The sequence below is a fragment of the Mycobacterium sp. genome (genome assembly GCF_035623875.1).
In the GTDB taxonomy this organism is placed as follows: Bacteria; Actinomycetota; Actinomycetes; order Mycobacteriales; family Mycobacteriaceae; genus Mycobacterium.
The window spans coordinates 1-12,393 of sequence record NZ_DASPSP010000283.1 but is presented as its reverse complement, the minus strand read 5'-3'; the positions used below and the strand labels follow the sequence as shown (position 1 = coordinate 12,393).

The following is a 12,393-nucleotide window of genomic DNA, read 5'->3' as shown; positions in this document are numbered from 1 at the left end:
TGCCAATACCGCAGCCTGACCAGGCTAAAGGAGAGGCCGCGGGCTTTCTAGGCTCGGCACAAGATCTCGCCATGAGGGATCGCCAGCCAGCCATTCGAAGCGGCCGCCCAGTCTTGCCATGCCGATGAGATCTCGTTGAGCTCCGCGGCGGTGGCCATCCCCGAATCCACCAGCTGACGGGCCAGGGCCGACTCGACGATCCGGTCCGCCCACATCCGGCCCCACCAGTCGCGGGTCTCCGGCGTCGCAAAGCACCACATGCTGCCGGTGGGTGTGATGTCGTCGAATCCCGCTTCCTGGGCCCACGACAACAGCCGCCGCCCCGCGTCGGGCTCACCGCCGTTCGCGCGCGCCGCGTCGTCGTACAGCTCGCGCCAGCGATCCAGCGTCGGAAGCGGCGGGAACCACATGAATCCTGCGTAGTCGGCGTCGCGGACCGCGACGATCCCGTTCGGCACACACACCCGCCGCAGTTCTCGCAACGCCTGCACCGGGTCGGCCACGTGTTGCAGCACCTGATGGGCGTGCGCAACGTCGAAGGTGTCGTCGGGGAAGTCGAGAGCGTGCACGTCAGAAGTCACGAACTCGATGTTCGTTTGGTTGCGCTCGCGCGCCTCCGCGCGAGCCAGATCCAAAACCTCATCGGTCATTTCGACGCCCACGACCCGGCCGGGCGCGACCCGGGCGGCCAGGTCGACGGTGATGGTGCCGGGGCCGCAACCCACGTCGAGCACCGACATCCCCGGTCGCAGGTGCGGCAGCAGGTAGCCGGCGGAGTCCGCCGCGGTCCGCCTGCGGTGCGCGCGCAGCACCGACTCGTGATGCCCGTGGGTGTAGACGGTCTGGGGTTTGCTATTCATCGTGCGGCTCCTCGGCGATCGAACCATCCCCGGAACCGGAGGCTACCGCCGGGTATTTCATATTACGAAACGTCTATCCCATATTATGGGATAGACGTATGAAGGCTCAGTCGACGGGAACGTCGAGGATCGGGCGCCCGACCCCGGCACCGGGGCCGTCGAAATGCCACCACTCACCGGAGTACACCGACAAACCGCCGGCGCTCATCGCATCGCGTAGCCGGGCCCGGCTTGCCTGCTCGTCCGCGCTGACGCCGTCGGTGGCGAAGGCAGTTGCGCGCGGCGAGAAATCATCGAAGTCGGTTCCCATATCGGCCAGGCACAGCCCGCCCAACTGCCGGGCGGGCGGGCATTGGGCCTGTGCGCTTGCCATCGTCACGTCCACCGAGCGTCCCGCCTCATGGCTGCGCGCATAAGGACCGGGCTTGGCCACCCAGGCGGGATTCGGCACAACATTAAACATCTTGACCTGCACATCATGCGGCCGATAGCAGTCCCAGAAGACCAGCACGTCTCCGTGCGAAGCCAAGGTCTTTTCTGCCGCGGCAAGGCCGGGTGCCATCGATTCGTGCACCAAGCAGCGTGCATCGGCCGGATACAACGGGATGCCGGTGAAATTATTCGAGGTCGCGTAGCGCAGATCGATCACTGCGCTGGGAACGACGGAGCGAACGTCGACAAATCCCGCCGAGCGCGCCGCGGCGCTGAGCGGAGGCACATCGGCATTGGCGCGGGCACCCCAACTGGCGGCGGACACGACGGCGAGCAGCGCGACCAGGAACCGACGCGTGGCAGCTGTCATCGCCTTATTATCCGCGACTAATGCGTCAGCTCCAGTCGATGGCGGCGGCGCGCTGCCGGACGTCCTCCACTCTGGCTGCGACTTGAGCGGCAACCGCGTGTTGATCGTGTTCCATTGTCTTAGCCAGGGATTCGGCTTCCGCCACAATCTGTTTGAGGAGGTCCCGGTGATCTTCGATCATCGCGATGGTCGCGTTTCTGATGGCCACCACCGCCGGGCCTCGAGCCTCTGACGGTGAGAAGCTGCCGGAGAGCAGCGGGGGCAGCGTCTGGCGCTCGAAGTCGGTCATGTCGCGGGTCAGGTGCACGTTGAAGGTCGCTCGAAAAGGATCCCGATCGTCGAGTTCAACATTGGATATTTTGAGTGGGTCCATGGGCCGTTCCTTTGGTCGGTGAGGGCGATCTCGCCCGCGTCACGCCGAATTACATACCTGTAGTTTACCTGCGTCTAGGGGCAGGTGCGAAGGCCGGTGAAGTCGAGGTCGAGCACGGAGCCGGTAAACTGTTGCCGTCAGATCTACGGAGGAACATGAAGCGCCCTGTATTAAGTGCCCGGCCCGCGGCTACTTTCGGAATTGCGGTGGCGGTGACTATCTTGGCCGCGCCTCTTGCCCATGCACAGACCGATGTTCAGAGTCAGTGTGCGAGTTCCGGCGGCCAATACACGTCGGAGGAGGTGTCACCTCACTTCGGTTCGCCCCCCAGCCTGATCGAGACCTGCTGCATCGCGCAGAAATGCACTACCTACCGCGATGGCGTGCAAGGGCCCACCTACGGCGGCGGCTAGGCGTAACGCCGACAATCGCTTTGAGGCTCGGGACAATCGGCCTCTGCGCTGGTGACCGAGGACTCTGGGCTGCGATCCGGGGGCAATGCATAGTCAGTGACCATGCTCGGCACACTGCTGGACGTTTTTCGTCTTCGCCAGTACTTCAACGCGATAACCCGCAGCCGTGAGTGGGCGGCGGGATTGCGTCAGGACGCCGGGTTGCTCACAGATGCAGCTCGGGCCGCACTGGCTCTGCCGGCTGGCGGTGTCAGTGGCGAAAAGCGGCAACCTTTCCCCGCGATCCAGCCGTACTCCACCGGAGTCGCGAGCGGTCAGCGGATCGCACTGGCGGCGACAGGTGGAAGCGGCGCAATGGCGTCGCTGGTGGGTGCCGCGCGTGCACTCGAGGAAGCCGGTCTGCGTCCGTCTGTTTATTCGCTGTGCTCGGGCTCGGCCTTATTCGGGTTCCCCCTGGCGGCTGGGATCAGCACGGAGAAAGTGGCGTCCTTCACCCTCGGGCTGCTTCCCCGGGACTACGTCGATCTCGACTGGAGCCGGCTGTTGCGGCTGGCGCTGTCCGCCGGGCGGGGGTTCGCCGGCATCATTGCCGGCGACGTGATCGAAGACACCTACCGACGTCTACTCGGGGACATGACGCTGGGCGACCTGCCAGTCCCTGCGTACGCGCCGATATGGAACGTCGAGCAGAATCGCGTTGAATTCATCGGTCCCCGAACGTATCCGGAGCTTCCGGTAGCGCGCGCCGTGCATATGGCGATCGCGTTGCCGCTGTTCATCCAGCCCGTCGAGTTCAACGGGTTTCATTGGTGCGACGGCGGGATCGTCGATATCTTCCCAGTCCACCCTCTGCTCGACATCGAGCAGCCCTGCGATGTCACCTTGGCGATCAACGGGTTCTACCCGCCCGCATTCGAAGGGGAAGACGCCACCGGCTGGGAGTATCGCAGGGCCAGCATTCTGTATGTCGCAAGCCAGGTGCGCACCTGCCAGCAGGTCGAGCTCGCGCGTGAAAATCTGGCTCGGCTCCGGGCGGCTTCGAAACTGATCATGATCGAGCCGGTTTCTTACGAGAGGGTGCGCGGCGTCGGCTTCTACCGCCAGTTCCTCAGCACTCGCGACTGGGCCGAATTCATGCGCGCCGGGCGGAATGAGACGCGTGAGGCCCTGATGGCTGCACACGTTCAAGATGCGCTGGCCTCGCCAACGGTGAGCTGATTCAGCCTGCGAGCGCCAGCACTTCGTCGAAGCCGGCGACGAGAGCGTCATAGAACACGTCGTAGTCGGGGATCGCGGCGGTGTCGACGTTGATGCCCAGCGCGCACGTGTCGACGTAGGTGAGCAATGTGACATTGACCGACGAGCCGATCGTCGGGCCGAACGCATATTGCGCGCGCACCGGGGCCCCGCCGAGAAAGACCGGCACCGGTACACCCGGCACGTCGCTAGCTAAGAAATCGACGTGGCGCAGGACCGCGCCGATGTACCACCGCGGCATGAAATTGAGGACGCCGGCAATTAATTGTGTATAAGGGATTGATTTTTCATCGCGTACCGCGCCGGTGCGTTGGTGTATTGCCCTTATTCGTGCGCCGGGATCGGCCTCGCCCACCGGCACGTCGAACCTCATCAGGGTGATCCGGTTTCCGCCCATGGGATCGGCCTTGGTCCGCAGGCTGATCGGCATGGTGAGGTGCAGGTCGCCGACTGCGACGCCGTGTTTCTCGTGGTATCGGCGTAACCCGCCAGCCACCCCGGCGACAAACGCGTCGTTCAGCGCCCCACCGCTGCGGTGCGCCGCTTCCCGCAGTAGTGGCCTCGACACCTGGTGCACCCCGAGACGCCGGATCTTGCTGCGATTCTTCACCAGCGGAGATCCGGTCTGACTTATGGGCCGCACCGTCCGGTAGACCGACGCCGCCGTCGCCGCTGCCGATCGGACCGTCGCGACCGGCCGCCGAACACTGCTGTACACGAGTTGCGGTGCCGATTTGACCAGGCTTGTCACGGCAGTACCGAGCAGTCCAGCGTCGTAGCGCCAGGTGTCGCGGTAGCCGCTGAGCCACGACGGTCTCGATGCCTGTGGCTCGGGCGGCAGCGGCTGATGCTCATACAGCTTTTCGGAAATGTTGAACAGGTGCATCGCGATCTGGATGCCGCCGATTCCATCGGTGAGGGCGTGGTGGAATTTGCAGATCACGGCCGCGCCCCCGTTTTCCAGGCCATCGATCAGCGTGTTCTCCCAAAGGGGCCTGGCCCGGTCGAAATCCTGCATCTCGGCCAGTCGAGCCGTCTCGAGCACGTCGTCGAGCGTGCCGGCCCCGGGGGCAGCCGCTCGCCGGATGTGATAGTCCAGATCGAAGTCCGGGTCATACTTCCACCGAGGCGGGGCCGGGGGCGGCGACGCCACCACCCGTTGTCGAAACATCGGCAGGTTGCGGCTCATCAGGTCGAATCGTTCGCGTACCTCGTCCCAGTCCGGGGTTCGCTCCAGCAGCACGACGGTGACCACGGTTGATCGCAGCCGTGGATCGCTTTCCATCGCCCAGGTAAAGGCGTCGCTGTTGCGCATGAATTCGGTCATGTTCACTTCCGAGATAAACGTACGACCGATAGCAGCGAAGGTCAGCTGCTTATCGGGAAGTGATGACTTTGGTCCCTACGCATCAAGTCGGGCCTCGTCCCAACGCACCTGGGTTGCATGACGGGGCAGTCGATCAATGCTGCAACGAACTGGAGGGCTTTTCTGGATATGTGCGGTTGATGCCAGAGCCGGCGTCGTTAAATTTGGTTCTTGTGACGACTCCTACCGAGGGTATGGATGTGCGGCGCCGCGCCGGCTGGTTGCCGCAGGATCACGGCGACTTAGAGTCATGGCTTACCGGGCATCGGGAGCGGATGAAAGCCAAAGGCGAGCGGATCGCGCTACATCCTGTACTCACCGAGTTCCAGCAGCTGATCCACACCGATCCGGTGGTGCGCATGTACGTCCATCAGATGATCGCCCAGGTGCCGCGCACCGACCCGTACCGCAAGAGCCACCTGCACGGTATCGAGCAGATGCTGCGTTTGATCAACGAGGTCTTGACGATGGCGCCGGCGTTCGGCCAAAACGCGGTGATCATTTCACTGGGCGCGATTTTCGACTCGACGATGGGCACACCAGCCGGGTTCGCGGCCTTCCGTGACCCACGGATCAACGCAATGCTCAAAAAGATCCTGACCGCATGGTGCAAGTTTCTCGACAGCGCCGACTCGCTGTATGTGCTCAACGATTCGCCATCCGGCTGGCAGTGCCCCGCGGCCCGCCGTGCCATCGGCATCGAGCAGTTCAAACACGATCCCGACTGTGAGCACTGGGGCTTCGTCTCGTGGAACGACTTTTTCACCCGACGCTTCAAGGAGGGGGAGCGCCCAGTCGCCGCGCCGAACGACGACAAGGTGATCGTCAGCGCATGCGAGTCGACGCCCTACCGTATCGCCGCGGGTGTGCAGCGCCGGGATTGCTTCTGGATCAAAAGCCAACCGTATTCGTTACAGGACATGCTGGCCAACGACGAGTCGGTTGATCAGTTCGTCGGCGGAACGGTCTATCAGGCGTATCTAACTGCGATGAACTATCACAGGTGGCACAGCCCGGTGGCCGGGACGATTATCAAGGCGTTCGTCCAACCGGGCACCTACTACTCAGAGGCCGTTTCGGAGAGCTGGGACATCCTTGAGCCCCCGGATTCACAGCCTTACCTGGCCCACGTGGCAGTACGGGCGATCATTCTCATCCAAGCCGACATCCGGTCATCGGCCTGGTGGCGTTCATAGGGGTTGGCATAGCGGAGGTCTCCTCTTGCATGATCGACAAAAGAATCGCGCCCGGCCACCACGTGGCAAAAGGCGAGGAACTCGGCTACTTCCAATTCGGCGGCTCGACGTACTGCCTCGTCTTTCGACCCGGCGCGATCGCCGACTTCACTCTCGCGGCCATTCCCCAGTCGCACAACTCCAACGCGCCCCAGGTTCTTGTCCGATCGAAACTCGCCATCGCCAACACGACGAAGTGACCACAACAGCCACCTTCTTAGTTTTTGTCTTCGGTGTCGAGATACCTTTCCTCCACAGCATGGATTAGCCGGTGGCGTATTCGTTCTAGGTCCGCGGCTTGACGCGCCAGCAGCTCGTCCTCCCATGCCGCCACATGCGCGGCGAAGTCCTTGTCGGCAATGGTGCTGCCCAGCCAGCGGGAGAAATCACCCCGTTCGAGGTGGTAGCGAAGCGCTTCTGGGTCCAAATGCCGTATCGCACTATGAAAGTCGTGCATCGTCGCGGCCGGCGTGATGTACTGGCCGTCTACCCGCCGGAAGTGGAACCGTCGCTCATTGGGCAACGAGACGTCGGCGTATTTGTGACGGTGACGTACGTGTGTGGTCCGGCGGTCTGCGAGTGTGAGCTGACGAGCAGGCTCGGAACCAAGACGCAACGTGGCCCGCGGGAGCGGCTTAGAGGCGACTCCCCCGGGGATTTCGTCGTGCGCGAGCTCCAGCACTACGTCGGTATCGTCGATCTCGTGGGCCGGCAGCGATGCCGGTGCGAACGAAGACAATACGTAGCCCGCTCGCCGTAGCCATCGGGCTGCCTCCTCGGTGCCGAGTAGATGCGCCTCGTCGTAGATCACCCAGTGTGGGAACCCATGGTGTTCGCGATACGCTTCGACCGTCGAGCGCATCCGGCGCAGGTAATCAAGTTTGTCGCGCTCGGCGACCACTGACATATCCAACACCACGCTGCTGTATGGGTGTAGCAGTGTATTGACCAGCTCCGTCGGCTCGGGAAGGTAGCGACGGGCATCGACAACGTGCACCTGGCTCAGATCCTGCAATTCGGTGTGGTCGCCTTCGGGGTCGATGACCAGAATGGAATAGCCAGCCAGGATCCATCGCTCTGCCAATAGTCCGACCAGGTAACTCTTACCCGACCCGGCAGGGCCGGTAACCAGGATCCTGGCCTGACTGCCCGGTATTCGCGCTGGCGTGCCGTCATCGAAGGTACCGATCTCGATCCAGAGTCGTAGCGGGCACAAGCGTCCTGCGCCAGTCAGATAGGGCCCGGTCAGCAGGCTGGCGATACCAGCCCCGTCTTCTGCCTCGAGCACCAGATCGGCGTGTTGTCTGACGGAAGGCACAGCGTTGGCCACCGCGGCACCGATTTCAGCCATCCCGAACAACGACAGGTCATTCTCGGCGTCGCCGACCGCGATGGCGTTGTGCGGCGAGAGGTTCAGCTCCCTTAGCACTGAGCACAGCCCCGTGCCTTTCGTCACTCCTGCCGGCAGCACCATCAATGAAGCCCGGTTGCGCACCATCTGGCAGTCAAGTCCCAGCTCGCCGATCACTTCCAGCACGGTTGCCGCATGCTCACCGTCAACGGCCACCAGCACCTCTCCGCGTCGATGCGGCACGCCCCGATCGGTGAGTACGTCGTCGAATGCGGCATCCACGGGCGTCGATAGTGCACGAGCCGTTCCATCGACAACTGCGACCGCCCCGTTTTCGAGCACCGACGCGTCGACGTGGTCAGTGATCTGGGGAAACTCGGCCTGCAATTCCGCCGCGATCCGGCCGGAGACAAGGATGACCGCTACTCCGTCTCGTCGAACTTCGTCGATGGCATCTAGGGCCTCGGCGGAGAGATCGCCTCGCGACGTGAGCGTGCCATCGAGGTCAAGCGCTACCACCTGGAAAAAGGCCATAGCGGCTTCCTATCTATTGCGCGCGATGCTTGGCGGCCGGATGCTCCGGGACGGTGAGATGCCCTGCCACCGATACCCGTCCAGCGGTCAAAATTGCATGTCATTGAGTGTGTGGCGATATGCCGACGCACTGAAGGGTCCTATGGCCACTCCCGTCGGGGACCAACGCCCCCGAGCTGACACAGTGGCCTATTGCACTCGATGTCGGACGAGAGAAGACGGCGAAATATCAAGTGGCACTATATACCCGGGAGTGGTTGTCGAAGCTGAGGCATGCTCGTTCGGCGCTATTCGACTGCCTGACGGACTGTACCGCCCCGGCCAGCCGTCAGCTTGTTACAAACATTTCTATGCGGAAACCAGCGACCGTCTTGTCATTCGACGTCCGGCTCCCCTGAGAGGCGCAGGACGGCACCCCGGGCAGCGCGTTGCAGCTCTATTGCTGCAGCCCAGTCTGTCCCCGAAGGCTGGACCGGCTCACCGATGACGATGTCGATCGCTCCTCGTCGCGGAAAGTAATGCTCCGGCCGCAGCATTGCCCGCGTCCCGCGGATGGCAACGGGGACGACCGGCACAGCGGACTCGGCAGCCACGATGAATGCGCCCATATGAAAGGGGCGCAATCCGGGCGCGCGCGCCAAGCGGCCCTCGGGGAAAATCACGAGTGACCGCCCAGCTCGGACCAGGGCAACGAGGCGGTCGGTGTCGAGCACACCGTGTTCGCGCTCGTAGCGTTCGACGAATAGGGTGCCCAACCGCTTGAGCGCGAATCCGCTGAGTACCTGATGCTGAAGTACCTCGCCGGCGACAAAGCGGAACGACCGCGGCAGCACTGAGGCGAGCACAACTGCGTCGAGCCAGCTCGAGTGGTTGGCCACGACGATGGAGGTTCCTGGCGGGAGGCGGTGGCGGCCAAGCACACTGACCGCCGTCCCGGTTAGGCGGGCCAGCAGCCGGACGGCGCCTTTGGCCACCCGCCAGCGCCATTGCGCCCGCGGAAGCACTGCCAGCAAGACCACGACCGATAACGCAAGGACCGCGTAGAGCACCCACGTGTAGGCTGCGAACGCGACAGCGGTGGCCGCACGACCGACGCGGCGCAGCGACGGGACGGCTCCTTGGAGGCGCACAAGGGCCAACTGCCACCATAGCGCCCGTGGTCGGGCACCAATCTTGCCTGTCTCGTAGACCTGCCGGCTGGCGGCCCGCCGGATCTTGCCGCTCGAAGTCTTCGGGACCGTGCGCGGCGGCGCCAGAACCACGTCGTCGGGGGCCACACCCAGCAAATCCGCTGTCGTGGAGGCGATCTCGGAGCGCAGCGCGGCGCGCGCGTCTCCGTTCGCTCGGGTCTCGGCCATCACCACGAGTCGCTCAGGGCCGCCCTGAGGATCGGGTGAGGCGAACACGGCCACACAACCCTTACGGACACCTGCGAGGTCGCCGACCGCCTCTTCGAGCTCGGCGGGGTGCAAGTTGCGGCCCGCCCGGATGATCACGTCCTTGACCCGACCGGTGACGTACAAGTCGGCGTCGGCCAGGTAGCCGAGATCGCCGGTGTCGAGCCAATCCTGGTGGAACAGCGCACGCGTCGCTCGCACGTTGTTGAAGTAGCCCGCGGTCGCCGACGGCCCGCGGAACTCGATGCGACCTTCACGGCGATCGCCCAATTCGTTGCCGGCGGCGTCGACAATCCGGATCTCGTGACCCGGCAGGGGTCGCCCGCAGGCGACGAAACGAAGCTCATCGCGCTCACCCGGTTTCGCCGGCGCGGCCTGACCGGAACGCACGAACCTGTCGCGGCCGATTCGGTCGATGAGCGGACCCCGGCCCAGGGGCGGGAAAGCCAACCCGACCGAGGACTCGGCGAGCCCGTACACCGGCGTTACCGCGTTGCGCCGCAACCCATAAGGAGCGAAGCGTTCAGCGAACCGCTCGACTGTCGTGGGGCTGACCGGCTCGGCGCCGTTGTAGGCTAACCGCCACAAGCTCAAATCGAGCCCTTCGATCTCGGCATCGCGGACCTTGGCGAGGCAGAGCTCGTAGGCGAAGTTCGGGCCGGCCGACATCGTGCCTCGGTTGTTATGGATCGCCCATAGCCAGCATGACGGGCGGATCAGGAACGACTGTGGGCTCATCACCACCAGCGGAACACCGAAATACAGACACCCGAACCAAGCGCCGATCAGACCCATGTCGTGATACAGCGGCAGCCAACTGACGAACGTATCCGACGCCGATACCGCCGCGGCCTGCCCCATCGCGCGGATGTTGGCGAGCAGGTTCCGGTGCGTGAGCGCCACCCCTTTGGGCTGACCGGTGCTACCCGAGGTGTATTGCACCAGCGCGAGGTCGTCGGCTCGCGGTCGCGCAAGGGCGCCTTCGCTTGCGCCGGCGAGAGATTCGGGGACGACGACGTGACGGAGGCTTTCGACATTCGATCGCAATACGTGTCCGAGCGTTACCGCCTCGGGCACGGTGACCAGCAGCGCGGCCCGGGCGTTCGCGAGGATGCCGGCGGTTCGACGCAGGTGGTCCGCCAGGCGGGAAGGCCGGGCCGGCGGGTAAACGGGAACAGGAACGGCGCCTGCGAGGACCACACCGGCGAAGGTGACAAAATACGCCCGGCAGGTGGGCAGCATGATGGCAACCGCCTCGCCCGGCATGATGTCGTGCGCAAGCAACCCGGTCGCTGCGGCAGCGGCCTCTTGGTACAGGGCCGCATAGGTCACGTCCGTGGGACCGCCAGGCTCGTCGAGGATGCGGATGTGCGTCCGGTCCGGGGTCGCGCCCAGGTGCCAATCCAGGGCCTCGTTCAAGGTCGAGGCTGCTGCCGGTGCCACGCCGCCCGGCGCGATGGCCGGAGGCGAGACCACACCGCGATTCTCGCCGGTGGAGGGATGAGCGCGAGCGACGGCCTGCAAGAGGTCACGCGGAGTTTCTGCGCTGGCCAGAATGTGCGGCGGCAGCGCCACCCGGAACTCGTCCTGAACCCGCAGCAACAGTTCCGCTAGCTCCAGGCTGCCGATGCCCAAGTCGTCGAACGCGCTGTCAAGCGTCACCGCGGGCGGCGTCGCACGGGGGTGAACCTCGGCGACTAGGCCTCCTACGAGCGCCAGAACGGCAGACGCCGACTCTTCGCTTGCCATCAGTCACGACGCAGTCTGGGAGCCAGCGGCCCGTGGTCCATCACGCGCGAACTTCCGCAACCTTGGGTGCACCCCCATGAAACAGATGCCCCGCTCGGAGACCGACGAGGTCGCCCGGTGTTCCCGTACGGGGTCGACACACAGACGACAGCGACTCCATGGCATTACCTCCCTTTTGCCGCCCCTGGACGTGTCGATCTTGTGCCGACGCCTCCTTGGCCGGTAAGGGCGCAAAGAAACAGGTGATCGTGACCAAAGACCTCTCTTTGGTAGCTAATGGCTCTCCCGGCGCGCTTCTCGCGCTTAATACCGTTGGCGAGAAGCAGCCACATACCCAGACAAGCCAGAGGCGAAAGCGGCGACGACATGCGATCACAACACCTCCGATCGCTGGTCAACGCGCAAGGTCCGTTCGCCTCAGTCTTTTTCGACGATTCGCACGATACTCAGAATGCTGTCGAGCAACTCGAAGCCAAATGACGCGAGTGCCATCAGGCGCAGTTCGAGTTGTCGCAGTCTCGGCGCCAGCGCACCGGAGTAGCGGGGTTTACGGCGGAGGACCTCTAGTGCCAGCCGGTTCAGCGTTTGGCCGTGCGCAGGACCACGAAAACATAGGGGATCTTCTTGCCCAATCACCCAGTTGCCGTGGCCACCAGGGCGTCTGCATCCTCCTCTTTGAATGCTGCTGCCGCACAGCGGCTTTCACGACAACCGAGAATATTCGCCGATGGGCACCGTCGATGCTGCATCCGCGGGTGGCCTATCGGGATCCGAGTAGTGCGCGTCAGGCCGTGTGCAGATCAACCGGCGGCCATGCACCACTGCTGGGTCCCAAGTTGTTCTCACGAAGGGCCCAATGGCCCTACAGGTTCCCGGCCTATCACCCTAGGTTCCGACTATCGGCCAATAGATCCGGAAGTTAGGGAGAAAGCTATGACCACTGCGCGGGAAATCATGCACGCCCGAGCCACCTGTGTCGGCGAGCACGAAACACTGACCGCCGCAGCCGAGCACATGCGCGATCTCGGTGTCGGCGCCCTGCCGATCTGCGGCGAC

9 protein-coding genes and 2 pseudogenes are annotated in these 12,393 nt (G+C 64.0%); 5 read left to right on the top strand and 6 right to left on the bottom strand.

The features are described 5' to 3' along the window. Positions 1–47: 47 nt before the first annotated feature. The 3 genes from VEI45_RS22810 to VEI45_RS22800 all read right to left on the bottom strand — a co-directional run bounded on the left by VEI45_RS22810 (position 48) and on the right by VEI45_RS22800 (position 2,035). On the bottom strand, positions 48–860 hold the full coding sequence (locus VEI45_RS22810; protein WP_324856795.1) for a methyltransferase domain-containing protein: 813 nt from the start codon (positions 858–860) through the stop codon (positions 48–50). A 106-nt stretch (positions 861–966) separates the two neighbouring features. Then, the gene (locus VEI45_RS22805) at positions 967–1,662 is read right to left on the bottom strand and encodes a M15 family metallopeptidase (RefSeq protein ID WP_414687567.1); all 696 of its coding nucleotides are present in this window, start codon (positions 1,660–1,662) and stop codon (positions 967–969) included. 25 nt (positions 1,663–1,687) lie between these two features. Continuing rightward, positions 1,688–2,035, bottom strand: a complete 348-nt coding sequence (locus tag VEI45_RS22800; protein ID WP_324856794.1) for a hypothetical protein — start codon at positions 2,033–2,035, stop codon at positions 1,688–1,690. A 515-nt stretch (positions 2,036–2,550) separates the two neighbouring features. Here VEI45_RS22800 and VEI45_RS22795 point away from each other — a divergent pair. Then, complete coding sequence (locus tag VEI45_RS22795) at positions 2,551–3,666, top strand: patatin-like phospholipase family protein (protein WP_324856793.1); 1,116 nt, start codon at positions 2,551–2,553, stop codon at positions 3,664–3,666. Position 3,667: 1 nt separating this feature from the next. Here the strand turns inward: VEI45_RS22795 and VEI45_RS22790 are convergent, their stop codons facing one another. After that, entirely contained in the window at positions 3,668–5,032 is a 1,365-nt protein-coding gene (locus VEI45_RS22790) for a wax ester/triacylglycerol synthase domain-containing protein (RefSeq protein WP_324856792.1), read from the bottom strand. Between the two features lie 212 nt (positions 5,033–5,244). Between VEI45_RS22790 and VEI45_RS22785 the strand changes: the two genes are divergently transcribed. Together VEI45_RS22785 and VEI45_RS22780 are read left to right on the top strand one after the other, a co-directional pair. Then, positions 5,245–6,267: a phosphatidylserine decarboxylase family protein gene (locus VEI45_RS22785; protein ID WP_324856791.1), complete on the top strand. Its 1,023-nt coding sequence runs from the start codon at positions 5,245–5,247 to the stop codon at positions 6,265–6,267. A 29-nt stretch (positions 6,268–6,296) separates the two neighbouring features. Continuing rightward, entirely contained in the window at positions 6,297–6,506 is a 210-nt protein-coding gene (locus VEI45_RS22780; RefSeq protein WP_324856790.1) for a phosphatidylserine decarboxylase, read from the top strand. Between the two features lie 17 nt (positions 6,507–6,523). Here VEI45_RS22780 and VEI45_RS22775 read toward each other — a convergent pair whose 3' ends face one another. Together VEI45_RS22775 and VEI45_RS22770 are read right to left on the bottom strand one after the other, a co-directional pair. After that, positions 6,524–8,191 carry an HAD hydrolase family protein gene (locus VEI45_RS22775; RefSeq protein ID WP_324856789.1) on the bottom strand — a complete coding sequence of 556 codons (1,668 nt, stop codon included), beginning with the start codon at positions 8,189–8,191 and terminating at the stop codon, positions 6,524–6,526. Positions 8,192–8,565: 374 nt separating this feature from the next. After that, positions 8,566–11,337 carry an AMP-binding protein gene (locus tag VEI45_RS22770; RefSeq protein WP_324856788.1) on the bottom strand — a complete coding sequence of 924 codons (2,772 nt, stop codon included), beginning with the start codon at positions 11,335–11,337 and terminating at the stop codon, positions 8,566–8,568. A 366-nt stretch (positions 11,338–11,703) separates the two neighbouring features. Between VEI45_RS22770 and VEI45_RS22765 the strand changes: the two are divergent. Continuing rightward, a pseudogene (locus tag VEI45_RS22765) lies at positions 11,704–11,811 on the top strand (hypothetical protein); the annotation flags it as partial. Between the two features lie 459 nt (positions 11,812–12,270). After that, positions 12,271–12,393: pseudogene (locus tag VEI45_RS22760) on the top strand (CBS domain-containing protein); the annotation flags it as partial.

What these genes read in the sequence shown, in the direction of transcription:
- VEI45_RS22780 (WP_324856790.1), top strand. Translation starts at nt 6,297, where the DNA reads ATGATCGACAAAAGAATCGCGCCCGGCCACCACGTGGCAAAAGGCGAG.
- VEI45_RS22810 (WP_324856795.1), bottom strand. Translation starts at nt 860, where the DNA reads ATGAATAGCAAACCCCAGACCGTCTACACCCACGGGCATCACGAGTCG.
- VEI45_RS22795 (WP_324856793.1), top strand. Translation starts at nt 2,551, where the DNA reads ATGCTCGGCACACTGCTGGACGTTTTTCGTCTTCGCCAGTACTTCAAC.
- VEI45_RS22800 (WP_324856794.1), bottom strand. Translation starts at nt 2,035, where the DNA reads ATGGACCCACTCAAAATATCCAATGTTGAACTCGACGATCGGGATCCT.
- VEI45_RS22805 (WP_414687567.1), bottom strand. Translation starts at nt 1,662, where the DNA reads ATGACAGCTGCCACGCGTCGGTTCCTGGTCGCGCTGCTCGCCGTCGTG.
- VEI45_RS22770 (WP_324856788.1), bottom strand. Translation starts at nt 11,337, where the DNA reads ATGGCAAGCGAAGAGTCGGCGTCTGCCGTTCTGGCGCTCGTAGGAGGC.
- VEI45_RS22790 (WP_324856792.1), bottom strand. Translation starts at nt 5,032, where the DNA reads ATGACCGAATTCATGCGCAACAGCGACGCCTTTACCTGGGCGATGGAA.
- VEI45_RS22775 (WP_324856789.1), bottom strand. Translation starts at nt 8,191, where the DNA reads ATGGCCTTTTTCCAGGTGGTAGCGCTTGACCTCGATGGCACGCTCACG.